General features: G+C 56.8%; 23 protein-coding genes and 1 pseudogene. 14 read left to right on the forward strand and 10 right to left on the reverse strand.

Translation table 11 applies throughout. From position 1 onward, the window contains the following. Window positions 1–8: 8 nt before the first annotated feature. Complete coding sequence (locus FFM53_RS18675) at window positions 9–1,433, reverse strand: phosphomannomutase (protein WP_171598514.1); 1,425 nt, start codon at window positions 1,431–1,433, stop codon at window positions 9–11. 236 nt (window positions 1,434–1,669) lie between these two features. On the opposite strand from FFM53_RS18675, the gene ung reads away from it, so the two are divergent. The 3 genes from ung (at window position 1,670) to FFM53_RS18690 (ending at window position 4,056) form a co-directional block, all read left to right on the forward strand. Beyond that, window positions 1,670–2,371, forward strand: a complete 702-nt coding sequence (gene ung, locus FFM53_RS18680) for a uracil-DNA glycosylase (RefSeq protein ID WP_138386828.1) — start codon at window positions 1,670–1,672, stop codon at window positions 2,369–2,371. A 135-nt stretch (window positions 2,372–2,506) separates the two neighbouring features. Continuing rightward, on the forward strand, window positions 2,507–3,439 hold the full coding sequence (locus FFM53_RS18685) for a VOC family protein (RefSeq protein WP_138386829.1): 933 nt from the start codon (window positions 2,507–2,509) through the stop codon (window positions 3,437–3,439). Between the two features lie 11 nt (window positions 3,440–3,450). Continuing rightward, window positions 3,451–4,056 carry an alpha/beta hydrolase gene (locus FFM53_RS18690; protein WP_138330258.1) on the forward strand — a complete coding sequence of 202 codons (606 nt, stop codon included), beginning with the start codon at window positions 3,451–3,453 and terminating at the stop codon, window positions 4,054–4,056. A 104-nt stretch (window positions 4,057–4,160) separates the two neighbouring features. On the opposite strand, the gene FFM53_RS18695 is transcribed toward FFM53_RS18690, so the two are convergent. After that, window positions 4,161–4,403, reverse strand: a complete 243-nt coding sequence (locus FFM53_RS18695) for a KTSC domain-containing protein (RefSeq protein WP_003542164.1) — start codon at window positions 4,401–4,403, stop codon at window positions 4,161–4,163. A gap of 358 nt (window positions 4,404–4,761) precedes the next feature. Between FFM53_RS18695 and FFM53_RS18700 the strand changes: the two are divergent. Together FFM53_RS18700 and FFM53_RS18705 are read left to right on the forward strand one after the other, a co-directional pair. Further along, window positions 4,762–5,076: pseudogene (locus FFM53_RS18700) on the forward strand (TolC family protein); the annotation flags it as partial. Continuing rightward, entirely contained in the window at window positions 5,077–5,868 is a 792-nt protein-coding gene (locus FFM53_RS18705; protein ID WP_138330260.1) for a metallophosphoesterase family protein, read from the forward strand. A 114-nt stretch (window positions 5,869–5,982) separates the two neighbouring features. Here FFM53_RS18705 and FFM53_RS18710 read toward each other — a convergent pair whose 3' ends face one another. Both FFM53_RS18710 and FFM53_RS18715 read right to left on the reverse strand, forming a co-directional pair. Next, window positions 5,983–7,311, reverse strand: a complete 1,329-nt coding sequence (locus FFM53_RS18710; RefSeq protein WP_138330261.1) for a UDP-glucose dehydrogenase family protein — start codon at window positions 7,309–7,311, stop codon at window positions 5,983–5,985. A gap of 268 nt (window positions 7,312–7,579) precedes the next feature. Then, on the reverse strand, window positions 7,580–8,179 hold the full coding sequence (locus tag FFM53_RS18715; RefSeq protein WP_129421567.1) for a transglutaminase-like cysteine peptidase: 600 nt from the start codon (window positions 8,177–8,179) through the stop codon (window positions 7,580–7,582). A 309-nt stretch (window positions 8,180–8,488) separates the two neighbouring features. Here FFM53_RS18715 and FFM53_RS18720 point away from each other — a divergent pair, with 309 nt between their 5' ends. The 5 genes from FFM53_RS18720 (at window position 8,489) to FFM53_RS18740 (ending at window position 15,229) form a co-directional block, all read left to right on the forward strand. Beyond that, window positions 8,489–9,913, forward strand: coding sequence for an O-antigen ligase family protein (locus FFM53_RS18720; RefSeq protein WP_138330676.1), 1,425 nt, complete (start codon window positions 8,489–8,491; stop codon window positions 9,911–9,913). Between the two features lie 289 nt (window positions 9,914–10,202). Then, the gene (locus FFM53_RS18725; protein ID WP_062943559.1) at window positions 10,203–11,414 is read left to right on the forward strand and encodes a polysaccharide biosynthesis/export family protein; all 1,212 of its coding nucleotides are present in this window, start codon (window positions 10,203–10,205) and stop codon (window positions 11,412–11,414) included. 78 nt (window positions 11,415–11,492) lie between these two features. Then, window positions 11,493–12,197 carry a sugar transporter gene (locus tag FFM53_RS18730; RefSeq protein ID WP_138386831.1) on the forward strand — a complete coding sequence of 235 codons (705 nt, stop codon included), beginning with the start codon at window positions 11,493–11,495 and terminating at the stop codon, window positions 12,195–12,197. 51 nt (window positions 12,198–12,248) lie between these two features. Next, window positions 12,249–14,525, forward strand: a complete 2,277-nt coding sequence (locus FFM53_RS18735; protein ID WP_062943561.1) for a polysaccharide biosynthesis tyrosine autokinase — start codon at window positions 12,249–12,251, stop codon at window positions 14,523–14,525. After that, the gene (locus FFM53_RS18740; RefSeq protein ID WP_138330264.1) at window positions 14,525–15,229 is read left to right on the forward strand and encodes a hypothetical protein; all 705 of its coding nucleotides are present in this window, start codon (window positions 14,525–14,527) and stop codon (window positions 15,227–15,229) included. Before FFM53_RS18735 ends, FFM53_RS18740 begins: the two co-directional genes overlap by 1 nt. Before the next feature lie 145 nt (window positions 15,230–15,374). Here the strand turns inward: FFM53_RS18740 and rapA2 are convergent, their stop codons facing one another. Next, window positions 15,375–16,070: a calcium-binding lectin RapA2 gene (rapA2, locus tag FFM53_RS18745; protein ID WP_025395616.1), complete on the reverse strand. Its 696-nt coding sequence runs from the start codon at window positions 16,068–16,070 to the stop codon at window positions 15,375–15,377. A 685-nt stretch (window positions 16,071–16,755) separates the two neighbouring features. Here rapA2 and FFM53_RS18750 point away from each other — a divergent pair. The 4 genes from FFM53_RS18750 (at window position 16,756) to FFM53_RS18765 (ending at window position 22,777) form a co-directional block, all read left to right on the forward strand. Continuing rightward, window positions 16,756–18,366, forward strand: a complete 1,611-nt coding sequence (locus FFM53_RS18750) for a right-handed parallel beta-helix repeat-containing protein (protein WP_246412998.1) — start codon at window positions 16,756–16,758, stop codon at window positions 18,364–18,366. A 476-nt stretch (window positions 18,367–18,842) separates the two neighbouring features. Then, entirely contained in the window at window positions 18,843–20,609 is a 1,767-nt protein-coding gene (locus FFM53_RS18755) for a type I secretion system permease/ATPase (protein WP_138330266.1), read from the forward strand. Window positions 20,610–20,624: 15 nt separating this feature from the next. After that, window positions 20,625–21,932: an HlyD family type I secretion periplasmic adaptor subunit gene (locus tag FFM53_RS18760; protein ID WP_029872369.1), complete on the forward strand. Its 1,308-nt coding sequence runs from the start codon at window positions 20,625–20,627 to the stop codon at window positions 21,930–21,932. Window positions 21,933–22,081: 149 nt separating this feature from the next. Continuing rightward, complete coding sequence (locus FFM53_RS18765; RefSeq protein ID WP_138330677.1) at window positions 22,082–22,777, forward strand: SGNH/GDSL hydrolase family protein; 696 nt, start codon at window positions 22,082–22,084, stop codon at window positions 22,775–22,777. 42 nt (window positions 22,778–22,819) lie between these two features. On the opposite strand, the gene FFM53_RS18770 is transcribed toward FFM53_RS18765, so the two are convergent. The 5 genes from FFM53_RS18770 to FFM53_RS18790 all read right to left on the reverse strand — a co-directional run bounded on the left by FFM53_RS18770 (window position 22,820) and on the right by FFM53_RS18790 (window position 26,793). Further along, window positions 22,820–23,296 (reverse strand): glycosyltransferase, encoded by a 477-nt coding sequence (locus tag FFM53_RS18770; protein WP_017961662.1) that lies wholly within the window; start codon window positions 23,294–23,296, stop codon window positions 22,820–22,822. Next, window positions 23,293–23,751 carry a glycosyltransferase family protein gene (locus FFM53_RS18775; protein WP_129421574.1) on the reverse strand — a complete coding sequence of 153 codons (459 nt, stop codon included), beginning with the start codon at window positions 23,749–23,751 and terminating at the stop codon, window positions 23,293–23,295. The genes FFM53_RS18770 and FFM53_RS18775 overlap by 4 nt, the downstream gene beginning before the upstream one ends. A gap of 209 nt (window positions 23,752–23,960) precedes the next feature. Beyond that, window positions 23,961–24,941, reverse strand: coding sequence for a glycosyltransferase family A protein (locus FFM53_RS18780; protein WP_138386833.1), 981 nt, complete (start codon window positions 24,939–24,941; stop codon window positions 23,961–23,963). Further along, complete coding sequence (locus FFM53_RS18785; protein ID WP_138386834.1) at window positions 24,938–25,822, reverse strand: glycosyltransferase family 2 protein; 885 nt, start codon at window positions 25,820–25,822, stop codon at window positions 24,938–24,940. Before FFM53_RS18785 ends, FFM53_RS18780 begins: the two co-directional genes overlap by 4 nt. After that, on the reverse strand, window positions 25,819–26,793 hold the full coding sequence (locus tag FFM53_RS18790; protein WP_138330269.1) for a glycosyltransferase family 2 protein: 975 nt from the start codon (window positions 26,791–26,793) through the stop codon (window positions 25,819–25,821). Before FFM53_RS18790 ends, FFM53_RS18785 begins: the two co-directional genes overlap by 4 nt. Between the last annotated feature and the right edge of the window lie 67 nt (window positions 26,794–26,860).

The following is a 26,860-nucleotide window of genomic DNA, read 5'->3' on the forward strand; positions in this document are numbered from 1 at the left end:
GTCGCATGTTACCGGGCGCCTGCCCAGTCTGTTATTCGATTGAGCCCTGTATTCAGCAGCTCCAGGGCTGCAGCTTCGCTGCCGGCCTCCGTGTAGCAGCGCATTTCCGGGGCATTGCCGGACGGGCGGAAATGAATGATGCCGCCATCTCTCAGCGTCACCCGAAGTCCGTCGATGTCGGATTTCGTCGCTACCTCGCCGATCGGCTGCAGGAAAGCCGAGAGATTTTCGTCCGAAGCACGCAGATGCTCCATCAGCGCGGCACTCGTCTCCAGCGGAAAATTCTCCAGGCGGTCGGCGGCGGCAAAGGGCAGCTGATAGGAGGCGGCAACGGCCGAAAGCGGCTGCTTGCGGATGGCTGCGAGCGACAGGATCGCGAGCATCGGGATAAAACAATCGCGTGTCGGCAAGGCACGCACGTTCCGGCCGTTGATATCAAAGGCGGTTGCGGTCAGTAGCCCGCCATTGGCTTCAAAGCCCATGACATGATCCTTGCCAGCCGCCACGGCCTCTTCCATGCCTGAAATGACGAAGGGTGAGCCGACGCGGGTGCGCCGGACGGCGAAAGAGCCCGCGGCCTCGATGCCGGAATTGGAGGTAACCGGTGTCACCACCGTGCCGGCGCCGAGGAAATTGGCTGCCACAAGGCCGAGAAGGTCACCGCGCAACGGCGTGCCGGTTTCGTCTGCGACCAGCGGACGGTCGCCGTCGCCATCGGTCGAGACGATCGCATCGAACTTGTGCTCGGACACCCAGCGCTTCATCAGCGTGATCGTCTCGTCTGAAACGGCTTCGGTGTCGACGGGAATGAAACTCTCCGAACGTCCAAGAGCGGTGATCTCGGCGCCGTAATGGGCGAGAACATCAACCAGCAGGTCGCGGGCGACGCTGCTGTGCTGGTAGACACCGATCTTCATGTCGGACAGCGCGCCCTGCGGAAGCAGGGCTGCATTGCGTTCGAAAAAGAGCTGCCGGCAGATCGCTTCATGCTCCTCCGTCTCGGCTGGCGCCTGCGCCACCGTTTCACCGGTTCGCTCGATCTCGGCCGCCAATGCGGTGATAGCAGCCTCGTCCGATTTGTCGATCTCACCATCCGGGCGATAGAATTTGATGCCGTTGCGGTCCGCCGGAATATGCGAGCCCGTAACCATCAGGCAGGCGGCCTTGCTGTCGAGGCAATAGAGGGCAAGGGCGGGCGTGGGGACATTGCCGCAGTCGAAGATCCGGAAGCCGAGCGCGGCAAGCGCACCGGCACAATTTCCCGAGATTTCAGGGCTCGAATCGCGAAAATCGCGGCCGATCAGAATGACGTCGCCGGTCCGCGCCTTGCCTGTCTGCAGCAGATATTTGCCGAACGCGGTGGCGTAGAGGGCGGAGGCGCGTCCCTTGAGGTCGACTGAAAGTCCGCGAAGGCCGCTCGTGCCGAATTTCATGGGAAGACATGGCTCCGATTTCACCATCAAAGTTCTACTCAGGCCGCCTGCCGGCGTAAATACCAAAGCCATCATATAGTTAAATACGGACGACGATGCCTCGGACAGCCTCGCAATCTTCTCTCACCGAATTCTGAAGGTGTAGACCATTGCCGAGCCGACAGGCATTGCAGCGTTGATTGATTTTGTTAGAACCGTGTGTCCGTTGTTTCGTCCTATGCGAAGGATTTTCCTAGATGAGCGATACATCCGTCAGTCTCGAGGAGAGCTGGAAAGCCGCGCTGGAGGGGGAGTTTTCAAGCCCCTACATGCAACAGCTCAAATCCTTCCTCGTCGCGCAGAAAGAGGTCGGCAAGCGGATTTTCCCCAAGGGCAGCGAATATTTCCGCGCTCTTGATCTGACGCCGATCTCCAACGTCAAGGCCGTGATCCTCGGCCAGGACCCGTATCATGGAGTCGGGCAAGCCCATGGGCTGTGTTTCAGTGTCCGGCCGGGCGTGCGCACACCGCCCTCCCTGGTCAATATCTACAAGGAGATGGAGACGGATCTTGGTATAACGCCGGCACGTCACGGTTTTCTAGAACATTGGGCAAAGCAGGGCGTACTCCTGCTGAACAGCGTGCTGACCGTCGAGGAAGGGCAGGCGGCTGCTCATCAGGGAAAGGGGTGGGAACGCTTCACCGACGCCGTCATCCGCAAGGTCAACGATGAATGCGAATCCGTAGTCTTCATGCTGTGGGGTTCCTATGCCCAACGCAAGGCCGCCTTTGTCGATACGACGCGGCATCTCGTGCTCCGGGCCCCGCATCCTTCGCCGCTTTCGGCCCATAACGGGTTCTTTGGCTGCGGGCATTTTTCGAAGGCGAATGCCTTCCTGCAGTCGCGCGGACGTGCGCCGATCGACTGGCAATTGCCGGCCGATCCCCATGGGGTGTAGGTGTGAACGGACTTTGTCGTTCGTTCACTAAAAGAAGACAATGCGTTTTGGTCTACGGGTCTATTCGACGGGAGTTTCAACGCGCATCTTAGCCTCATCGAAAGCCCGCAACGGCGGGTATGAAAGGGGTTTGACATGCTCGATCAGATCAAGGGTCTGCACCACGTCACGTCGATGGCGCAGGATGCCCGCACCAACAACCAGTTTTTTACCAATGCGCTCGGCCTGCGACGCGTCAAGAAGACGGTGAATTTCGACGCGCCGGATGTCTATCACCTCTATTATGGTGACGAGACCGGTGCGCCCGGCACGGTCATGACCTATTTTCCGTTCCCGAAGATGGCGCAGGGCCGTCCCGGTACCGGCGAAGTTGGCACGACGGTGTTTTCCGTCCCGCAAGGCTCGCTCGGCTTCTGGAGCGATCGCTTTGCCGCGCTTGGTGTCAACGGCCTTAAGGCTGAGGAAAGTTTCGGCGAAAAACGGCTGAACTTCTCCGGCCCCGATGGCGATGGCTTCGCGCTCGTCGAAGTCAAGGATGACGCCCGCCAGCCCTGGATACATGGCGGCATCAACGAAGACCATGCCATTTACGGCTTCCACTCCGTCGCCATGCGGCTGAGGGACGAAGGTGCTACGGCCGAACTCCTGAAGTTCATGGGTTACGAGGTCGCCGAGGAAAGGGACGGCGTCAAGCGGCTGATCAAGCCCTCCGGCAATGGCGCACATCTCATCGATCTCGAGACCATGCCGAACATTGCGCGCGCCCTTCCGGGCGCCGGCTCCGTCCACCATGTCGCCTTCGCCGTCGAAAACCGTGAGAAGCAACTCGAAGTGCGCAAAGCGCTGGTGGACACCGGTTATCAGGTCACGCCGGTGATCGACCGCGATTATTTCTGGGCGATCTATTTCCGCACGCCGGGCGGCGTGCTGTTCGAGGTCGCGACCAATGAGCCCGGCTTCGACCGCGACGAGGATACGGCCCATCTTGGCGAAGCCCTGAAACTGCCGCAACAGCACGCCCATCTTCGCGCGCTGCTCGAGCAGCATCTGCAGCCGCTCGAAGTGTGAGGATAGGCGATATGACCGAAACCGGATATGTGCACCGGCTGCATGCCGGTGCACCTGATAAACCCATCTTGCTGGTGCTGCACGGCACCGGCGGCGACGAGAACCAGTTCTTCGACTTCGGCCGGCGCCTGCTACCTGAAGCGACGATTCTCTCGCCGCGCGGCGATGTTTCCGAACACGGCGCGGCGCGCTTCTTTCGCCGCACCGGGGAGGGGGTCTACGACATGCCCGATCTCTCACGAGCGACGGAGAAGATGGCCGCCTACGTCAAGGCATTCGCTGACGAGTACCAGGCTTCCCATATTCTCGGCCTGGGTTTTTCGAACGGCGCAAATATTCTTGCCAATGTCCTGATCGAGAAGGGTATCTTCGATGCCGCGGTTCTGATGCACCCGCTCATTCCGTTTCAACCCGAAGCCCAGTCGAAGCTCGCGGGAAGAAAGGTGCTGATGACGGCCGGGCAGCGAGACCCGATCGCGCCCGTCTCCATGACAGAGGCGCTGTCCGAACATCTGAAAAACCGAGGGGCGGAGATCACGGTGGTCTGGCATCCCGGCGGTCACGAGATCGCGCCGCTCGAGATCAATGCGGTCCGCGATTTTCTCGGCGGTTATTGACGGCGTGCACCGTCGGTCGGCTGGAAACTGGTTTGCGGGACCGGCGAATGCCGGTCCCGCATCTTTGCTGAAACAAGGATTCTATCGTCGTGATCGATAGGACATTAGGGGCGAGGAGGATATTTGCCCCTGATTGCCTTCATGTAGAAATTTCCCGGTGATTCCGCCATCGTCAACCCGACGACGACGCCCTTGGGAACGCCTTCATATTCTCGCCTCTGACCGTTGGTCAGATAGACCCGTAGATGCCGGCTGTCTTCGTCGTAGGTGATCGCCTCGATAAGTTTCGAATCAACCGCAGTTTCCACTTTGCACCCCGCAATTTTGGATCTGAGATTCCTGATCAAGAAATGTCATTCACACTCGCAACGCGCCATCATTATGCTGCGCCGCGGGGGCGTCAAGCATCATCTTCTTTAACGTTCATTTTTTCCTGATGGCTATCGTTATGGTTGATTTTTACAGCTTTTTCGAAGGTGTGGCCTGTGGAAATCCGATACCTGTGGCTCCTCCATTTGGGGAATATTAGCCGATAACGTCGCGAGAAACGCAATAATCGCCGGTTTAACGCCGGATTAACCATCATATAGCAAATTATAGCGTAATATTAACCGCGGCACCCTCCCAAGTATGAATGATTACATCCGCAAGGCGGGGCGTGACCTCGCCGCTGCAAGGGCCAATATCGGCGTTGCCGAGTCGCGGGCGCTGCAGGCTCAGGTGAAGACCACGCAGGAGACTCTTGCGCTTTCAATCGGGAGCTACAAGGATGGGCAATCCTCCTTGCTTGATGTGCTGGATGCGCAGCGTTCGGTCGCGACCAGTCAGGCGAAGCTGGCGCAGGCGGTGCAGCAAATGGCGAGGGACTATGTCACTCTGAATGTGGCAATTGGTTCGGGCATAACTTCGGTGGGGCCGCGATCAGGCCAAATTCTTATGGACACTGAGCCTGATGCCGTTGCAGCGATGGATAAGAGATGGATTGTTTCCGACAACCCGCCATTCGGTCGGGTCTCATAAATGGGTTCCATGTTTGACTATCTAGCGCCGTGGCGACAACAGATACCGATACTGGCTGGCAACCGTAAAAGACGCGCTCGGCTGACGTTTGCCGAAGGCGAATTCGCTGCGGTCTACGCGATGAGCGATGTTCACGGATGTTACAAAGAACTCGTCGAGGCACATCGCCGCATCGAGGAGGATGCCGCGCGCATTCCGGGGCCGAAGCTCATCGTCACGCTCGGCGATTATGTCGATCGCGGGCCGGATTCGAGCGCTGTGCTGGAATTCCTGAGCAGGACCCCGCCGCCGGGGTTTCAACGTTTCGTCCTGTGCGGCAATCATGACGCGGAGCTGGTGAATCTCTATCGCAAACCGGCGCGCATTCTTGAATGGCTCGGCTTTGCCGGAACGGAGACGCTGCACTCATACGGTATCGATATCGAGCATCTGCTGCAGTCGGCGGCCGGAAGCGAAACAATCGCCCGCGTCATTCGCAATATGATACCCGAGCGGCATATCCAATTTCTCGAATCGCTGCCGGTCATGCTGCGGATGGGAAGGATCCTCTTCGTTCATGCGGGCATCAGGCCGGGCATCGACCTCAAGAGGCAGAAAGACAGCGACCTCATGTGGATCCGTCAGCCCTTCCTGGATGAAGGGCCGCAGCTTCCTGTCCTGGTGATCCACGGCCATACCCCGGCGCGAATCCCGACATTCGGTCCGCAACGCATCGGCATCGACACTGCGGTTTCGGCGACCGGCCGGCTGACCGTGCTGACGATAAAGGGAACGCGGGTCGGAATTCTTTAATTCGGCGAGCATGGTGTCGTCCGAAACGCTTGCACTTTCGGCATCATGCTCAAAACCAAACGCCGCGGATTATGCTCCGCGGCGTCAGGACGATCAGATGTTCAGGAGGCTATCTCAGGCGCCGGTCGTTTCCTGATAAAGGTTGGTGCCGATGCCGGTATAGGTAAAGCCGTGTTTGCGGACTTCGTCGCTGCGGTAGATATTGCGCAGATCGACCAGGATCGGAGCGCGCATCGACTGCTTCAGGCGACTGAAATCGAGCGCGCGGAACTGGTTCCATTCGGTGACGATGACAAGCGCATCCGCACCAGCAGCCGCTTCATAGGGACCGCTCGCATATTCGATGTTGTCGATTACTTTGCGGGCGTTCTCCATGCCCTCGGGATCGTAGCCGACCACTTGCGCGCCGGCGTCCTGCAGGGTCTGGATGACTGCGATCGCCGGGCTGTCGCGCATATCGTCGGTGTTCGGCTTGAAGGTCAGGCCGAGGATCGCGATCTTCTTGCCGCGAATGTCTCCGCCGACGGCCGAAATGACTTTGCGTCCCATCGCCCGCTTGCGGTTGTCGTTGATCGAGATCGTCGTCTCGATGAGACGCATCGGCGCGTCGTAATCCTGCGCCGTCTTGGCAAGGGCAAGCGTATCCTTGGGGAAGCACGAACCGCCGTAGCCTGGGCCGGCATGCAGGAACTTGGAGCCGATACGGCCGTCGAGACCGATTCCGCGCGAAACGTCCTGGACGTTTGCGTCGACCCGTTCGCAGAGATCGGCGATCTCGTTGATGAAGGTGATCTTCATCGCGAGGAAGGCATTGGCCGCATATTTGATCAGTTCGGAGGTGCGGCGGGTGGTGAAGACCAAGGGGGCCTGGTTGAGATAGAGCGGGCGGTAGACCTCGGTCATGGTTTCGCGCGCCCGGTCGTCGTTCAGGCCGACGACGATACGGTCGGGACGCTTGAAGTCTTCGATCGCCGCACCTTCACGCAGGAATTCCGGATTGGAAACGACGGCGACATCCGCCGCAGGATTGGTTTCGCGCATGATGCGCTCGACCTCGTCTCCTGTGCCAACCGGCACCGTCGACTTGGTGACGATAACGGTGAAGCCTTCCACATAGGTGGCAATCTCGCGTGCAGCGGCGTAGACATAGGAAAGGTCTGCGTGGCCGTCGCCGCGCCGGGACGGCGTGCCGACTGCGATGAACACGACATCGGCGCTGCGGACACTTTCGCCGACATCCGTCGAAAACGACAGCCGGCCGGTGCTGGTATTTTCGGCGACCAATTGCTCCAGACCCGGCTCGTAGATCGGAATGCGGCCTTCGCGAAGGGCTTCGATCTTACTCAGATCCTTGTCGACGCAGATGACGTCGTGGCCGAAATCCGCAAAGCAAACGCCTGAAACGAGGCCGACATAGCCTGATCCAATCATCGTGATGCGCATATTTCCCTCAAATCATTAGAGTAGAACGTCATGCTGCGTCGCAGCATGAGTTCGTCATAGTTAATCTGGACGAAAAGACAATACCGAAGATCGCCTGGTACCCATATCGGAAATCGAACTCCGGGCACCGCAACTTGTTGCGCGCTGCCCCGTCGATAGCCAAAACATAGGTTTGTGTGGGCGATATGACAAGTCGAGCGGCTCGTCAGAGCAGGCTCGACTTCAATCCGGAAACAGGATCAATCAGTCTATGTCGCTGCCTCGGCTGCTATAGCCGGTACCAGACGTAAGGGTCTGTTCCCGATTGAATCTTGTCCCAGCGCAGATCGGTATCGCGCCAGTTCTTGATGCTGCTTTTCCTGTTGTCGAGGACGAGATCGCCCTTGTCGGTTCTGACGACGAGGACCGCATGTCCTTCACCGGAGGGCGTATATGCCGTCGCGATCCGCAAAGCGCGCGACGACCAGCCCATCGCGATCAGCCGGCTGCGCTTGGTCAAAGCGAAATCTTCGCAGTCGCCGCTGCGCACATTCACCTTCCAGACGTCGCCATTCAGTTCGTTGCGGGAGTCGTTCCGGCCGATCATCGTACGATTGACGGCGGTGTTGACGTCCTTCAGTTGCAGCATTTGCTTGTCCGTCAGCGCAACGACCGCCAAACCATTGTTGTCGCGGCATTCGGACGGGTTCTGGGCGCAGAACAGCACCTGGGCGAAAGGCGGAATGATCTTGCCTTTTTCAGAGATATAACTGACCGCCGAATTACCAGTCAGGCCGCGGGCAAAACCCGCGGGACCGGCGGCAAATGCCGAGCATGCATTGCCTGCTGTAAAGGCCAGTGCCAGAAGTGTAACGACTGTTTTCTTCATCTCTTAAATCCCCGTTACGGGCAACCGATTGAGATCAGGCTTGCCTTTTTTCTCGGTCAATGGCATGGCGATCTGATGATCTGCCAAGTATTGGGCGCAGAATATCTGTCCCGTTTCTGCTGCTTGGAAGGAGCATAGCCGGGCCTTGTCTCGATTGGCTTAAACCTTTCGCGACAATTTTAAACGATGTGGAATTCTGTTACACTTTAGCACGCAAGCGCTTGATGTTCAACTTATGTTAGTACGAGTAAATTAATCTCTTCGGTTGTAATGGCTTTGGTCGCCGCCTACTCTGGTAAACGAATTCACATGTTCTCCAACCTCATCAATAAGCAGGTCTTGCGAGAGGTTTTGCTTTTTGCCTTCATCGGCCTCGTTATATTGACGCTCATACCGTTCGGGAGCGTTACACCCTTTCCCTTCGCCTTCGCCGCGATCGGGATGTTTGCCCTCGCCATCATTTCGGGATTGCTGTTTAGAGAGCCGAGACAAAGCAGATGGGTTTTCAGTATCGCTTTGTTTCTACTCGTCGTCCTGGCGGGCTGGGCGTTCATCCAAACCATCGAACTGCCCGCCAATCGGTTGGCAAATCCCGCCTGGAATGCTGCGCGTGACCTTGCAGGTGCCCGGTCCGCGGCGATCTCGGTCGAACCGGCCGACACGCTCGCGTCGATCCTCTGGGTCGCGCTGCCTTTCGTCACGTTCCTGACCGGGCTTCTCTTATGCGATACCGATCAGCGCGCTAGGAAAGTGCTCACCGGGCTCGGGCTTGCGGCGGGTATCATCGCTGTTTTCGGCCTGATCCAGTTTTTGCTGTTTCCCAAAATTTTGATCGTCGTCGAAAAACACGCCTACCTCGACAGCCTGACTGCGGTCTTCGTCAACCGCAATACTGCTGCGACCTTCCTCGGGCTTGGAACGCTGTTGATGCTGACCCTGGTCAGGGACATTACCCGAGCCTATTCGAAGTATCCGCCCGGCGAGCCGGGCCGAAACGCTCTTCTCTTGAGATCGTGGATCTATATCCTGTTCTTATGCGCATGCTTCACCGCGCTGATGCTGAGCCGCTCCCGCGCCGGGATATTTGCGACCTTTGTTGCCGCTCTCGTCTATTTTCCATGGCTTGTCATCAATTGGAACGGCTCGAGGCGTCATCTGAGACCGGCGCCAAGATGGCGTTCGATGCTGAAGCTCCTCTCGGCGATTGGTTTCGTCGTATTGTTGCTGACCGTGTTTGCGGGCCAGGCGATTTTGCGTGCGCAAGAGCGGCGACTCGAGGATGATGATCGGTTTTGCATTCTGCCGGGCATATGGCGTGCCATCTCGGATCATTGGTTGACGGGAACGGGGCTCGGAACCTTCCGGACCGTGTTTTCCGCCTACCGCGATCCGGCTTGCGGTATTTTCGGAGTCTTCGACCGTGCGCATAATTTCTATCTCGAAGGATTTCTGGGCCTCGGAATATTGTTCCCCATTGCGACAGTCCTTGCATTCTCGGTGCTTGCCAGAGTGTTCTGGCACGGGCTGGCCCAAAGACGGCGTCTCCGGCACTATGTTCTTCTTGGCCTAGCGGCGACCGTTTTGGTCGCCCTTCATGCGGCGGTCGATTTTTCGCTGCAGATACCGGGTTTTGCCGTGTTTTACTCCGCCTTCCTGAGTGCGGTTGTCGCGATATGCCTCGGCCGTAGCAACGGAGAGGCGGACATGGCATATGAGCGGCCGTTAACCACGTAAAGTTTAAATGGATGGATTTTAATAAGATTTTCGGAAAAGATCGATTGTGCAGGTGCGAACGGTTGACTCAGAAACCCAAGAAATTTTATAGCGGGTGCAGCCTTCGGATTGTTGCGACGCAAGAAAAGTCGGACCGAAGTCGTTTTTCGCTTCCTAAGGGGCTCGGCGTTGCCAGCCTGCCACAGTTAGGGGAATGTTAATCGGCTTTCAGTGTTATTGATCGGGGATTGTCTTGTATTTTGTCAGATCGCGGGGCAGTAGCTTCAGGGGCGTAAACGCAGGGTATTCTATGGGTTGTTCTCGTATCGGTAGTACACGCGTCGCCATTGTTGTAGCGCTAACGACTATATTGGCAAGCTGCACCTCGTTGCCAAGATCCGGTCCCGATCACAAAGACGTTGATCGAGATGCGGCGGTGAAAGTGACAACGAAGGAACGTCGTGTCGGTATCGACTACGCCCTGGTTGATCTCAGCAAGAACGTCCTGTCGTATTTTACCGCTCCCCAGCCGACCTCGTTCAAAGGGTTTGGTGGTGGTCGAGGCGGAGCGCCCGAAATTCCGCTCGGTTACGGCGATGTCGTTTCGGTTGCCATCTTCGAAGCTCAGTCCGGCGGCCTCTTCATTCCGTCCGATGCAGGTAGCCGACCCGGCAATTACATCTCGCTGCCAGAGCAGACCATCGATAGAAACGGAACGATCACAATTCCCTATGCGGGTCGGGTTCCGGCTGCCGGTCGCCTGAAGGAGACCGTAGAGCAGGACGTTGAGGATCGCCTGGCGAGCCGCGCGATCGAACCGCAGGTGGTTATTACAACAACGACAAGCCGCTCTAGCCAGGTTGCCATCCTCGGCGATGTCAACAATCCCCAGCGCGTTGAGATCAGCCCAGCGGGTGAGCGTGTTCTCGATGTCATTTCCGCCGCGGGCGGTTTGACGACCAACAATATCGAAACGAATGTGACGCTGCAGCGCCGCGGCAAGACGGCAACCGTCGCCTACACTACGCTGTTGAAGAACCCGGCCGAAAATATCTATGTCGCACCGGATGATACGATCTCGATCGATCATGAGCGCCGTACCTTTCTTATGCTCGGCGCCGCAGGCACCAGTGGCCGCTTCGATTTCGAAGAGTCCAACCTGACCCTTGGAGAGGCAATCGCTAAGGCGGGCGGCCTGCGCGACGACCGCGCCGATCCCGCTCAGGTCTTGCTCTATCGTCTTGTCCCGAAGAAAACGGTTCAAGCGATGCACGTGGACACGACGAGATTTGCGGGTGAAATGGTTCCGGTGATCATCCGTGCGAATATGCGCGACCCGGCAACCTTGTTTGCTGTTCAGCAGTTCAAGATGGAAGACAAGGATATTATCTATATTTCCAATTCGGACTCTGTTGAACTGGTCAAGTTCCTTGACATCGTGAACTCGGTATCATCCACTGTTTCCGGAGTGACCGACGATGCGAATGATACCCGTAACGCGGTACAGGATCTTGGAAATTGATTGAAATAGGTCGCCGGCATCGGTCTGAATGATCGATGCCGGAGGCTTATAGCGGATTTGATGAAGGAAATTGTGGTTATGGCAAGATCGGCTGTTTATCGTAAGCTTGCATATAGCGGAATTGCCGTCGCGATGTATGTCGGCATGAATTCAAGCGCCTTTGCGGCAGCCTGCCTAGGACCGGCAAATCTGACTTCCGTCGATGTCAGCGGATTTACGGCTAGCCCCGCCGTCCTGCTCGACATGTCCGATCCGTTGGTTCTGTCCTCGCGTGTTCGCGCGCTGGTCGGAAGCAGCAATGACGCGCTGTCGCCGGTGATCGACCAGGCCAAGAAGGCCAGTGCCTCACAGATGGCGGCGATCGGCTCCGGTCTCGGGCGGGCTGCAAACAGCTGCCAGGTGACGGATCCGCAATACAAGCTAGCGATCGAAAAGGCTGTTGCCGAGGCGGCGAGCGCCGATCCGAACCTGGCGCCGCTGCTTGCAGCCTTTGCAAAGGTCCTTGCCGAAGGCGGGACCGCGGCGCTCGGCCCGGGTGCAAGTGCCGCCGCCGCTTCCGGCATCGGCAATGACGGGCAAGTTGGACAAACGGGGCCTGGAGCGGACGATGGTACGCCGTTCGACGGCGCTGCGACGACTGCGGGTACGCTGAAGGTTTCGAATGCCGGCTCGGATGATTCATCGTCGACTTCAACGACGACGATCGTCAGCGCCGGAGCGGGAGGGCAGTCGTCTACCGATCCGACGGAGTCGACGAGTCAGAGTGTCCCGGTCATACAATAGCTGGAATTGCCCTTAGATCTTAGCGCTTGACGCCTTTGTTGGAGATCGAAATTGCTATCGCCAGATAAACTTACGCCGCGTATCGACCCCTCCCGCGATACCGGAAATGATGCTGATTTCATCGATTTCGACAAGCTCATCGCAATCGCCCGCCGACAGTGGCGGATGGTTGCGGCTTGCGGTTTCGCCTTTGCCATTCTCGGCATTGTGTATGTGTTGACTTCGGTGCCTGTCTACACCGCCGACACTAGCGTGCTGATCGACCGCAGCGATAGTCAGGTGATCAACCAGCTGGCGGCTTTCGGCCAGATGGACGATGACGAAGGCACTGTCCTCAGTCAGGTCGAGCTGTTGAAGTCCGACACCATCGCCTATGCTGTTGTCGACAAGCTGAAACTCGTCGACAATCCGGAGTTCATGGGACCGAAAAGCTCGCTTTTTTCTGTCTCAACGTTGAAATCCTTTATGAATTTTCGGTCGTGGTTTGCCGATGACGCAGCCGTAGCACCTAATCCGGAAATGAGGCGGCGAGGCGCTGCCGAGACTGTCGCAGGCAATATCGATGTCGAACGCGTCGGCCGCTCCTACGTCCTCGATGTCAGTTATACCGCGCAGTCGCCCGACCTAGCGCGTGATATCGCGGCTGGGATCGCCGACGTCTATCTGGTCGACAAGCTCAATTCGAAATACGAGGCGACGCGCCGGGCCGGCCAATGGCTGCAGGAGCGCATCGAAGAGCTCCGGCAGCAGGCGCTGGACACCGACCTTGCGGTTCAGAAATTCCGCGGCGAGCATGGGCTTGTCGAGGCCGGATCTGGTACGCTGATCAGCGAGCAGCAGCTTTCCGAGATCAATACCCAATTGATCAATGCGCAGGCCGAGACGGCAAAGGCCGAGGCAAGATATGCGCGCGTCAAGTCGATCATCGACGCCAAGCAGACCGATGCGATCGTCACGGACGTGCTCGACAGCTCCATTTCGAACGACCTGCGCAAGAAATATCTGGAGGCTTCCAAGCTCGAGACCGAAATCGAGGCGCGGCTCGGTCCCGATCACGTCCAGGCGGTTCGGCTTCGTGCGGAAATGGAAGAATATAAAAGGCTCATGTTCGATGAGTTGAACCGCATCGCCGAGAGCTACCAAAGCGAGCTGCAGGTCGCGAAATCGCGGGAAAACTCTTTGCGCGACAGTGTTACACAGGCGACGGGCGTGGCCGCAACGGCTGGCGAGACGCAGGTGCAGCTTCGCGAGCTCGAGCGCACGCGCGATACCTACAAGAATCTCTATCAGAGCTTCTTGACGCGCTACCAGGAAGCAATTCAACAGCAGAGCTTTCCGATTACCGCTGCGCGCATCATCACGACGGCGGAGACGCCGACGAAGCCGAGCGCTCCGAGGAGAGCTCTCGTCGTTGCTTTCGCGATGTTCGTGGGATGTGCATTTGGAAGTGGTATAGCTGCTTTCCGCGAATTCCGGGATCGGTTCTTCCGCACCGGCGATGATGTCCGGGACGTGCTCGATGTCGAGTCTCTCGGTGTCATGCCGCTGATTGAAAATAACGTCGACGATCCGACGCTTGTTGATCCCAGCAATCCGCGAAGCATCGCCAGGGGCGGGAAGACCACGACCTATGTCGAGGAGCATCCGCTTTCGGCCTTTGCCGAGACGCTTCGAAGCGCCAAGATTGCCATCGACCTCAGTGCTGCCGATCAGCGCTGCAAGGTCATTGGCGTCGTGTCGAGCTTGCCCGGCGAGGGGAAGTCGACGACATCCATCAATTTCGCAAAACTCCTGGCAATGCAGGGTGCGCGTTGCCTGCTTATCGACGGCGATATGCGCAATCCCGGTGCCACCCGGGCGATCGGCCGCCATGCCGAGGCCGGCTTGCTCGAGGCGATCGTCGACAGCCGTCCGCTCAAGGATCTGATTCTTCTCGATCCCAAAACCAAGCTCGCATTTTTGCCAACGGTGGCACGGTATCGTGTTCCGCATTCGTCGGAGCTGCTTGCGTCACGCGGCATGGATCAGCTTCTTGAAACGGCACGTCAAAGCTTCGATTATATTATCGTCGACCTGCCACCCTTGGCGCCGGTTGTGGACGCGCGCGCCATCAATTCGAAGCTCGATGCGGTGGTTTTCGTTATCGAGTGGGGAAAGACATCGCGCAAGGTCGTGCAATCGACCCTGCTGTCCGAGCCGGAACTCTATGCGAAATGTGTCGGTACTATCTTGACCAAGGTCGACCCGTCGCAGATGAAACTCTACCGGACATTCGGTTCGAGCGAATATTATTATAAGCGTTATTCGCGATACTATACCGAAAGCTGATGTTCCGCAGTCAGTCCGTTTCGATTACCAGGATCGCCTTCATTATCGTCACCGTCGTCTTGGTGGTGCTGGCCGGTCGAGAGCTCTACGCCTCGATAAGAACGGCCAGCATCTCGATCGTCGCCGAAAGGATCGAGCGTGGCGAGACCGTTGCGGATGATGTCGTGACCAAATATGCGTCGCGCAGTGTCGATGTCGTTGACGGACACTATTGTCGATCCGACATCGTGGCTGCTGGCGTAACCCTCGTTCTGGCGCAACTCGATCGGCAGAGTGTCAATCTCAATTACGACGGCTGGGCCGCTGCGGCCTCGAGTGCGCGCCAGTATCTGCGGCATGCGCTTTCGTGTATGCCGACGAACAGCAATTTTTGGCTTCGTCTTGCGGCCGTGCAGTCGACAATTGCGGAAGAGCCGGTCTCGATCGCGGGAATGATGAAGCGTTCGGTTGCGCTTGCGCCGTACGACCAGGTAATGATCCTGACGCGATTTTATTTCTGGAACGATTTCACCGATGCAACACTCGCCGCGGCAGAGCGCGCGCTCGATAGCGATCTCATGACCATGCTGAAACGGGGCGATCGTTGCAGGGTCAATGCCACGATAAGAGAGATCAGCCCACAGCTTCGCCCGATCTTCGATCGAAGCTGGACGAGCGTCGGAGAGGCCGCGACGGCGCGGTTCCGTCAGCGCTGCAGCAAGTAATCATCGAGGCTGGTTTATAGAAGTTCCAAGCTTTTGGCCGACAGGCTGAGCGGCTACGGCTCTTTCTCTTGGCCGAATTCAACTTGCATAAAACAACGCCCGCAGTCTGCGCGGCGGGCGTTGCTTTTTGATTGGCTACTGATGATCAGACTTCTGCGTCCGCGCCAGTGATGTTGAGTGTCAGAACGCCGGCGTCGGTGTGGCCTTCGCCGTCGGAGATCTTGTAGAACTGGATGGTTTCCGTGACCTGATCCCCCGGAGCGATATCTGCTGTCAGATCATAGGTGAATGATCCATCCGCTTTTACATGGAACGTACCATACGTACCGGCGACGTCGGTTGTTGCGCTCGGGTCGCCGTTTACGGTCGTGGTGCCGAATAGGCGGAGGAAGAGGTGGCCATTGTCGCCAGCAATGTCGTTGTCCAACGCGTTGCCGCTGATGGCGTCGCCTTCGGTGAAGCTGTAGTTGTCGTCGACAGCGATCGGCTTTACCTGGCTTACGCCCTGGATATTCAGGGTGAACAGGCCGACATCGGTGTGACCGGCACCATCAGAGATCTTGTACGAGACCTTCTCCTGGAGCAATTCACCATTGGTGAAGCCGACCTTGGCAGCGTCGCTCAGAACATAGGTGTAACTGCCGTCCGGCTTGACGAAGAAGGTGCCGTAATCGCCCTGGATCTCGGTGACCTGGCTGTTGCCTTGCTTGGAGCCAACGCCCTGCTGATCGAAGAAACGAAGGAACAAGTTCCCATCGGATGTATCGTTGGCCAGAAGATTTCCGGAAATAGCGTCGGTTTCCAGGAATGTTGCACTATCATCTGTTGCATGAATAGCCATTACTGTCTCTCCTCGAATTGTTCTTTGCTAGGTCAATTCTGACCTTTAGCGAGCTGGTCGATTAAGGATATCTTAATACAGAGAGTCAAGGTGCAATTAACAGCAAGTGAACATTTTCGGGTGTATTGTACAATAATGACACACCTGTAACACGCATAAGGCGATGAAACGCATGGTAATTATTACGTTAATAATTAGTGAGAATACCAAATGGTAGATTCGGACACCTGTTTCTTCAGAGGAGAAGAATGTTTATTCAGGGGCAATTTATAAGAATACCCGGAGGTGCTTATTCGCAGATGAGATGTTGATATAATCACTACGGGCTACAGCCTGAAATCTCAGTCTTGCTTCGGTTCCCGCACCGGCGTCTGATTTTCGACGAAACTGATGTCATGATTTGTAACATTTGCTTATCAAGTAATGTTTCTCTCGAAACGCAATTTTCGTAAACTAATATGCGATGCGTGGAGAATAATATTATTTACACCAGAGATATTGGGTAGCATCGCACATAACTGTGCGACGCAATTTTTGTTGCAATGCAAAATATTCGATAAACGAAGATGTTTTGTGAAGAGCGTAAGAATTATCGCGAGATAGAACGCATTTTAGTGTTCCATTTTAGCAGGCAGAGAGAGGTCCGCGGGTAAAAGATTTTCCAGTATCTTTGGGAGATCACGGCGTGACCGTCTACTATGTAAATTCGGCAACAGGATCCAATCAGAACAGTGGGGTGAGCGAGCAGTCGGCTTTCGCGACACTTTCCGCTGTCGAATCCTTGAGGTTAAAGCCGGGTGACAGCGTGCTGCTTGCCGCCGGAAGCGTGTTTAACGAGCAATTCGACCTGAAATACTCCGGCACTGTCAGCTCTCCGATTACAATTGGCAGTTACGGCGTTGGCGATGTGCCAGTTATTCACAGTAGCAATGACGGCATCCACGGCTCGAAGGCTTCAAACATCATCGTGGAGAACATCAAGATTGCTGATACCGGCGGTGCGGCAATATATGCGGGAAATGTCTCCAACTGGACCGTCCGCAACGTCGAGGTCGAAAATACCGGACTTGCCGGCAAACCCGGTTCCGTCAATTTTCAGAGCAGCCAGAACATTACCATCGAGAACAGCAAGATTTCCGGGGTAAATGGAGACGGCATCTGGATGGATAAAGTGATTGGCGTTACCATCGTCAATAATCTGGTCATCAACAGCCAGGGCGCTGCGGCAGACGCCGTTCAGTTGAACGACAGCAGCAATATCCTGATCAAGGGTAACCACCTAGAGCAGACTGAGACCAATAGCGCAAAGGGCGTCCTGGTGCTTGTTCGGGCTGTAAATGCAGCAGTCGAGGACAACACCGTGATCGGCGGCGGTTTCGGGATAGGTGCCAACGCGGGCACGAATATCGCCATCCACGACAACGACATCTCGGGATACGGCGGCTATAGTTGGTCCTACGGTATCGGCCTTGGCGATCAGGGCAATGCGACAAATTACGATATCAGTGGAAACTATATTCATGACGGCGTCTGGGGCGTGTCGATCAGCGCTGCAGGTTACCCAAGTTATACACGCACGGATATCGATATTCATGGTAATGTCTTTGACAACCTGTCGTCCTCGGCGCTGAAGGTCGACAGGCCTGCATCCGGCTCTTTCTATGATAATATCATCGACAGCGTGGTGTCGACCCTGACAATGCCGGTCGCAATTGCTCTCCAGAGCACCTTCTTGATCAACGACAATAAGACCCTGGAGCAAGCGCAGGCCGAACTCGACGCCACGAGTGGCAACACCCCGTCCAACAGTGAGACGCCTACCACGCCGGTTGTGGAGCCGCAGGTCGAACCGTCAACACCGACGCAGACAAGCGCTCCTCCGCCCGCGGCCGAAGCGCAGGTTCCGACCGCACCCACCGTCGCCGTTCCCAGGATTGTCGCAGCCCATGACAGCCTGAAAATCTCCACGGATACGGGCGGCGCCTATCATGGCAACCTCCTCGAAAACGATAGCGCAATCAATGGAACCGTGCTGCTCCGTCGCTTCGGTGACAGTGCAGTGGATAAGCATGGCCTGACGCTGACCGGGAAATACGGCGTCATCCACGTGGAGAGCGATGGTGATTACACCTATACGGTCGATGCGGTGAAAATCGCCGGTCTCAGCGGAAAGGTCAGTGAATCCTTCCAATATAAGATTTCTGACGGCGCTTCTCACATCGATACCGACTCGCTCGGCGTGTATATCAATGTGGACGCGTTCCATAGCAGCCAAGCGTCGCACCTGCTGGTTTGAAATCACGTCAAATTTAGAGAGCGCCGGCCCCGCTGTTCAAGACTTGAAAGCTTTATGTGAAGGGGTGTCGGCGGTCGAAGGCCGGGGAGATGCGGATAAAAAAATATTTCCGCCGTTCAAAGGAAAAATGAACTATAGATTGAATTTATAGTTAACGCCCCAGTAAACGTCGCGAATATGCGCGCAACACGTTCATCCCTCTGCGCCGTTGTTGGGCAATTTGCGATTTTCACTTGCTTAGGTTGGTATATTTAGCGTAGCGTCAAGTCAGAATCCCTGAAGCCGCTCGATATAAATTGGAATTTTGGTCACTTTTTGGTTGGATTCATGTAATAGGTCGTGGGCTTGCAAGCGGGTCCGGCGCCGGTGTCGGGGTCCAAGGCAGTCGTGTCATCGATCGGGCGTGATGGACCCGGAGCTAGAGTGCGCGGCGGCATATTTGCTTTCGTGCGATGCGGTAAGAGAGGGATTACTTCGTGTTTCAGAGTTCAGCAGCTGATGTCAGCGAGCCGTCCAAAGCATTGAGGAAATGCAAGGGGGGGCTTGTTTTCATTGGAATAGCAAGCGCGCTTATCAATATCCTATACCTTACAAGCTCATTTTTTATGCTTGAGGTGTATGACCGGGTCATTCCCAGCAAAAGCATACCTTCGCTGGCTGTCCTGGCAATACTTGCGTTAATGCTTTACGCCTTTCAAGGAGCATTCGAGGTTCTGCGAAGCAGGATGCTGGTGCGTGTTGCCGGAGCGCTTGACGAGATGGTGAACGGGCGCGTGTTCCGGGCGCTGATCAAGGCTCCGTTGAAGGTCAAAATCGGCGGCGACGGGCTTCAGCCGTTGCGCGACTTCGACCAGATCCGAACCTTCCTGTCCGGCATGGGCCCTACAGCGATGTTCGATCTGCCCTGGCTGCCGTTCTATATCGTGATCTGCTTTCTCTTTCATCCGGCGATCGGATATATCGCGATCGGTGGATCGCTGGTTCTCGCCATCCTGACGTTCCTGACAAATCAGGGAACGCGTACGCTCTCAAAAAAGCAGTCTGACTCCGCCAATATGCGAAATGCCTTCGCGCAGACCTCGATCCGCAACTCCGAGGTTATTCACGCCATGGGCATGGCGGGCACGATGGCCGAAATCTGGGACCGCAAGAACAGTGAATACCGGACCATCACCCGGCAGGCATCGGATGTCGGCAATGGATATGCGACCTTGTCGAAGATTTTCCGTATTGCTTTGCAATCGGGAACGCTCGCGACCGGCGCAATCCTGGTCATTCAAGGGCAGGCCTCTTCGGGGATTATCATCGCCGGCTCGATATTGACCTCTCGCGCCCTGGCGCCTGTCGAAGCGGCGATCGGAAATTGGCGTGGTTTCGTTTCTGCTCAGCAGAGCTGGGCGCGGCTTTCGAGCCTGCTGAAAACCATTCCTGAGATTCCAGCACCCCTTGCCCTCGCGGCTCCTACCAAGCAAGTCACCGTCGAAGGACTGGCGAGCGGGCCGCCGGCGGGTCAGCGCTTGGTCATTTCCGATGTCAGCTTCGGCCTGAGGGCGGGGAGCGCGCTTGGGGTCATTGGTTACAGTGCCTCGGGTAAGTCGTCCTTGGCACGGGCGATGATGGGCATCTGGCCGACCGTCAGAGGATCCATTCGCCTCGATGGCGCAGCACTCGACCAGTGGGACGGTGACGCACTTGGCCGGCATATCGGTTATCTGCCGCAGGATGTGGAGCTTTTCTCGGGGACTGTTGCCCAGAATATCTGCCGTTTCGCGAAGGAGATGTCGCCTGAGGCGGTGGTTGCCGCGGCGAGGGCGGCGCGTGTCCACGATCTGATTCTTCGTCTGCCGAACGGTTACGAAACCGAAATCGGCGAAGGCGGTGCTGCGCTTTCGGCTGGCCAGAGACAGCGTATCGCGCTTGCAAGAGCGCTTTACGGCGAACCATTCCTCGTCGTGCTCGATGAACCGAACTCCAATCTCGATGAAGAAGGCGAGCGGGCGCTGAGTGCTGCGATCATGAGCGTGCGGGCGCGGGGCGGCATTGTCGTTGTCATCGCGCATCGGTCCGGCGTTCTGGCGGTCTGCGACTTCGTGCTGATGATGCAGGACGGCCGCATGATCGCGTTCGGTCCCAAAGAGGAAGTTCTGGCGAGAGTCAGCAGGCCGGAAGCGGCGCGCACGCCGATCGCCGAGCGCGTGGCTCAGCTTAAAGTCGTGGTCGACGGCATGAATGCGGCCGAATAGGCCAGAGGGAAGATTGTGAGCAAGGTTATCAGTGAATCGAAACGCTCCCTCAATCGGCATGTTGCCGTTGTCGGTGTATTGTCGATAGCCCTCGTTTGCGGCATTGGCGGTTGGGCGGCGACGACAGAGCTTTCGAGCGCCGTCATCGGCGAGGGCGTGATCGTCGTCGACGGCGATGTCAAGAAGGTGCAGCACCTGACAGGTGGTATCGTGTCGGAATTGCTGGTTTCCGAAAACGACCATGTGACGGCAGGGCAGGTGCTGATACGGCTCGATGGGACGACGACAAGAGCGAATCTCTCGATTGTGGAAAGCACGCTCGCCCAGCTTTATGCGCGCCGCGCCCGTCTGAAGGCGGAACGAATCGGGGCAGATTCGTTCGAGGTCGAGGAAAACATCAGGGATCTGACATCCAGCACCTCCGCAGAGAAGCTTCTCGATGGCGAGCAGAAGCTGTTCGACAGTCGCAGGACGGCGCTTATCGGAATGAAGAGCCAGTTGGCATCGCGCAAGGACCAACTGGGCGAGCAGGTAAAGGGGTTGGTCGTTCAGATCAATGCCACCAACGATGCCTTGGGCTTGATCGAACAGGAGCTTGAGGGCATTGATACGCTCTACAAGAAGGGCCTCGTCACGCTTCAGCGTTTGAATACGCTCAAGCGCGCCCGCGCCGATCTCCAGGGCAACAGCGGCCAAGAAATCGCAGCTAAGGCGGAGGCCGAGGGTAAGGCAATCGAGATCGATCGCCAGTCGATTCAGCTGGATGAGGATCGCCGTTCGGAGATCGCAAAGGACCTGACCGACGTCGAGGCGCAGATCGCCGAATATGAAGAGCGGCGCGGAACCGCAGTCGATCAGCTGCACCGTCTCGACATTACCGCACCGTTGACTGGGCGAGTTCACGAACTTTCGGTTCACACCGTCAACGGTGTCATCGATCCCGGTCAGACGTTGATGCTCGTCGTTCCAGAAAATAACGAGCTTACGGTCGAGGCGAAAGTCGCCACCCGCGATATTGACCAGGTTCACGTCGGCCAGTCCGTCGATGTGCGTTTCAGCGCTTTCGATCAACGCACGACGCCTGATGTGAGCGGTGAGATTACCTCGATCGCGCCCGATATCGTCAAGGATGAGCGCACGGGCATCAGCTACTATCCCCTGCGCGTCAAGCCGAAAGCTGAAAGCATTGCCAGGATGAAGACGATAAAGCTCTATCCCGGCATGCCGGCGGAGGTCTTCATCAAGATCGGCGATCGGACCGTGATATCCTATCTGACGAAGCCGCTGACCGATCAGATGCAGCACGTATTTCGCCAGGAGTGATTGGCGGCTGTTTCGCGTCGTTAATAGCCCGACGTTTCAAAGCAGCCGTTGTCATCCGCCAGGATGGGGATTGGATGGTTTCGCATTGCTCGAACAGGCATGCGCGGCCATTTCACGAAATTGTCTCAAGCCTGCTGCAAGGTCTCCTCATGATATGTTTGCAGTTTTGGCGAGCGGTGCCGACTGAGAGGCGACCGGCGTATGGACTGGTTCTGTTTCTGGCGTGTCTGGTAATGCTTTCGGCGGTCAGGAACGGCTATGCCGATAGTCCCGTGCCGCTGAAAATAGTGGCCTTCGGAACATCCTTGACGGCGCGGGGGGGATGGCAGCCTGCCCTTGAGACAGAGCTTGCAGCCTGCCTGCAGAAGCCGGTGAAGGTCGAGAGCGTTGCAAAAAGCGGTGAAACGTCACTATGGGCTCTGACCCAGATTGATCGCGTCGTTGCCGAGCAGCCGGATATCATCCTGATTGAGCTCTACGCCAATGATGCGACATTGCATCGGTTCGTGTCGCTTGCACAAAGCCGAAAGAATATCGGCGACATCCTCGACCAGCTTCAGAAGCGCCTGCCGCAAGCGCGGATCATCGTCATGGCCATGAATCCGTTTTCAGGATTGCGTGGGCTGATCCGTCCCTTTGTCGACAGTTACGTCTCTGCACATCAGGCGGAGGCGCAAAAACGTGGTCTGGAGTTTGTCGACCACCGGCCCAATTGGGAGCGTCTGACGCCGGATGATCTGGCCACGGCAATTCCTGATGGCGCGCATCCTCTGCCCGACATAGCCTCCAAAATCATTGCGCCTGAGCTTGTCAAACGTATCGCCGGCAACAATTGCGGAGAATGAAAATTCGCTGGTAAGCGTCAAAGGCTATGACGGCTCTCGGGGTCAGACTGCCGTAATATAGTTTTTCAGGTAGGTGACCAGTGAAGCCCGACCGGCTTCCGACGAATCTTCGTGAGATGGGCTATCCAGCTCTTCAAGCAGATAGTTCCGGAGATCGTCATCGGTGTGTGCGACATAGATGCCCGGCCGGCCCACGAGCTGGCTCACCGTGGCGAGCTGATGATCGTTTCGGTGCTCGCCGAGAGCCGCCTGTCGGGGAACGAGAATGATCGGCTTTCCAAAACGCTTGGCCGTAAGCACGGTGCCAATTCCCGCATGAGAGACGATGACACTTGCATCGCGAAAGACGTTGTCAAAGTCCTTGGGCTCGATATTCTTGATCCATTTCATATTCTGTGGCGTGTAGGTGCCCTTGCCGATCTGCGCCAGAACCGGTTTCGACAGTTCGTTTGCGAAGGTGTCGACAGCCTTGACGAGGCGATCAAACGGCAGCTGCGTTCCGACGGTGACAAGGATCAAAGGACAGCTCCTGCGTAGTGGGGGCCATCCGGCCTCGACAGATGTTGCCATTGCGTGAGCCAGAGCGTCGCAATATGGCCGGCCAATTTACCCGATAGGGACAGCTTCTCGACATTGGCGACGCTATCGATCCAGATCGTCCGCTTGCCCGTCAATTTGCCGGCCAGCAGGCAAAAAAGGCCGGGTGCGGCACCGGTCGAGATGATGACGTCGGGCCTGTGTTTGATGACGATGGAGAAGGCGGTGAAAAAGCACCGGATCGACATGGTAATCGAGTCGCGGCTGCAATCGGGAAGGACTAGTCCGCCCCGAATGTCGTATTTTGCAAGCAGTCCCGGGATGGTCGTTGCAAAGACGATATCGCAGCCATCGAATGCGCCGCGCATGGCCATCAGCTGTTCCCAGTGGCCGCCTCCCGACGAGGCAGCGAGAACCTTCAATTTTTTCTCAGTCATAAACAGGCATCTCCTATATTTGACCGATGGATAAGGGCGAAAACCGTTCTGTTCGAACAGCGATTGGGTCACGATAGTTCAGTAGAAGTGTACCATTTTTGGCCCGGTTGATTGAAGCCTTGATGTTCATGGACAGCCAATCTTTGTGATGTTTCAGCTCGAACATAATAACGCTCAGAACTCTTCCAAGGGCGCCTGCGTAAACAATATCAGAGAGCGGCATTGGGCTTGTATTCCTGGTATGCATGTCCGAGAATCCCATTAACCATGCCCGCGCCGCGTAAAACGTGGGTAAGGGCTCGCATGCCCCAATAGGGTGAAATCAAGATCGCCGGCAGCATGACCAGCCCAAGCACGACTCTCGTGGCGCCATAGGCCGCGCGATAGATCCGGCGCTTGAGGTTGCCATGCAGGACCTCGCTGACGGCGAAGGTATTGCCGAGCCGATATTGTCTTTGCAATACCCATTTCCAGGTCATCCGGCTGGCCGGAACGATATCATGGACAAGCGCCTTGTCAGCCCAGAAGATCTGCATGCCACGGCGGATGGCTTGGTTGAAGAAAAGGTAATCCGTGCCCCCGGTGAAGCGCATCTTCTCTTCGAAACGCAGATTCCATGAACGGATCAGGGGATAGTCGAACATGACGTTGTTCGATGCCGCATAAGCAATGCGTTGACCGTCCTTGTTCTTCTTGCGCTCGAACACCCTTGCCTTGATGAAATATTCCGGCGGGTTTTCGGGATAGACCGGTTGGACGGGGCCATAGACGCAATCGGCGCGGTTTTTCTCCCGTGTCTCCAGCATCGCATCCAGCCAGCCGTCGACCGGCCATTCGTCATCGTCGAGAAAGCAGAAGAGGTCAGTGCCTGGAGGTGCCGAATCCAGTGCGCGATTGCGGGCAAAGGGTATGCCCTGGTTTTGTTCGATGACGTAGATCAGGTCGTAGGCACCTGTTTGGCCAAAGCTCTCTACCGTGGCCCTTGCGCTGCCGGCCGCATCATTATCCACGACCACCATGGTGAGATGATAAGGGCGAGCCGGGTGCCTGACCTGGCGCGTCATGACGTCAAGCAGCTTGGCAATCCCGTCGAGGCGCCGATAGGTCAGCACACCAACGGCGATCTTCAGTGGTGCGACGCCTGCTTCTGTGCCGACGGATGAATGCGGAAAAGTCTCTTGCTGATTCATGACTGTCCTCTCCGCAGCATATTTCCCAAACGCTTGCGCGCCGCCATCAAGGCCACTTCGGTCGCTGCAGCATCGCCGAACGGACCGCCGGCCACCGTGTTGCGAGCTTCGCCCCGGAGCTTCAGAAGCGATGTCGTTTCGGCAATTCCACCGGCCACCAGGCTCTTACCGAGTGCCTGCAACCCGTCATAGCGGCGTGCCAGTTCCAGCCCAGTCGCGATCATGATCCGCGGGCGCAGTGTCTTTGCCCTGCTCGTGCCCGTGTAGCGGTTCGACTCATGAATGCGCTGAAACGTCAGCGGTGTTTCGACTATGGCGCCGCGACCCAGATAGGCGGCTGCAAACTTGATGTAATTGTCGCTGAGGACGACGTCTGTCGCGACGGACATCGGCAGTATCTGGGACAGCAGATTGCGGCGGAAGCTCAAGCCCGATGTCGGAACCGGAAGTGAGGGAAAGCCGCCCCTGCGAAGCGTGTCCCGCTTGTCGAACAGTGTCACTTGCAACTCTGCAGGAGGCTGGTCGCTTTCCTCGGTCGTCACCCGGTCGAAGCACCAGTCGATCTCGTTGCGATCGTAGATCTCGGCGATACGAGCAAGTTTGCCGGGCAGAAACGCATCATCGGCATCGAGGAGAAAGAGGATATCGCCGCTTGCGGCCGCAAAACCCGCATTGAAGCTCGATGCCTGGCCGCCATTTTCCTTCAATACGGTCAGGATCCGCTCGCCATAGGAAGCAAGAATCTCTTGGGAATCATCGGTGGAGCCATCGTCGACCACAATCACTTCGAAGTCGGGATAGACCTGCGAAAGAACACTGTCGATGCATGGGCGCAAATACCGGCCGTAATTGAAATTGTTGATAAGCACCGATATTTTCAATGCACGACCTCCTGCGCTAGTCGACCAGAATGATTTACCGCCGGTGCGTATCGGCGAAGTCCGGCGCGGTAGCCACGCATGTAATAGTACTTCCAGATGGCCCAGAACCGCTTCTTTGATCGCGGCAACGGATAAAGGAGGGCTGCCCGAACCGCCCAGTTGGCGCTCTCGATCCAGGTTCTTAAGGGGATTCCCCCGATCCTTATACCTTTTGGAATGTCCTCGGCGAAGAGCGCTGGCATTCCATAGCCAAGACGTTCCCCACGCTTCTGTACCCAAGCCTCTGTCACGCTAGAGGCTGGAATCCAATGATGAACAATGGCCTCGGCGCACCGATAGGTTTTCACGCCGCTTCGGGATAGGCGGCTGACAATTTCCGTATCCTCTCCCATTGCGAAAAGACCTCCTGGAAGCGGCCCGATATCTTCGCGGAATCGAACGTTGCTGCCAAGCAATTCGCGACGCACGGTCGTGTTCGGACCCCAAATTTTTGTCGGGTCGCATGGGCCACTGGATTCCTGGTCGGATATGGCGAAGGTTGACCCCATGGGAATCCAGTCCAACAGCGGATCCCCATGGGGATAATGCTCCCAATTTGGAAGAATTCGGCCGCCGATAACGCCGAAATCCGGGTTCGCCTCCGCGCATGCAGCGATCGAACTCAACCAGTTCGCATCTGCCTCGACGTCGTCGTCCGTAAAAACGATCAGCGCTCCTCGAGCTATCGCCAGAGCTGCGTTCATAGCTCCTGATTTGCCTGGGCGGGTATGATTAACAACAACAATTGGAAGCTTCTTTGCATATTGGTCGAGAAGCTCCTGTGTTTCGTCTTTACTGTTGTTGTTGACGGCAATCAGTTCCCATTGTTCGACTGGAAGGTTTTGCCCCAACATCGAATCCAGCATCTGTTGAAGCCGTCTGCTGGCGCCGTTGAAGGACGAAAAGATGACACTAATTCTCGGATCCGTCATCAAACCCACTCGCCTCCTGACGTGCGAAAATCCTGCCCGCTGCCTCCGCAGCTGGAGCACTTCCTGT

Source organism: Rhizobium indicum (genome assembly GCF_005862305.2).
In the GTDB taxonomy this organism is placed as follows: domain Bacteria; phylum Pseudomonadota; class Alphaproteobacteria; order Rhizobiales; family Rhizobiaceae; genus Rhizobium; species Rhizobium indicum.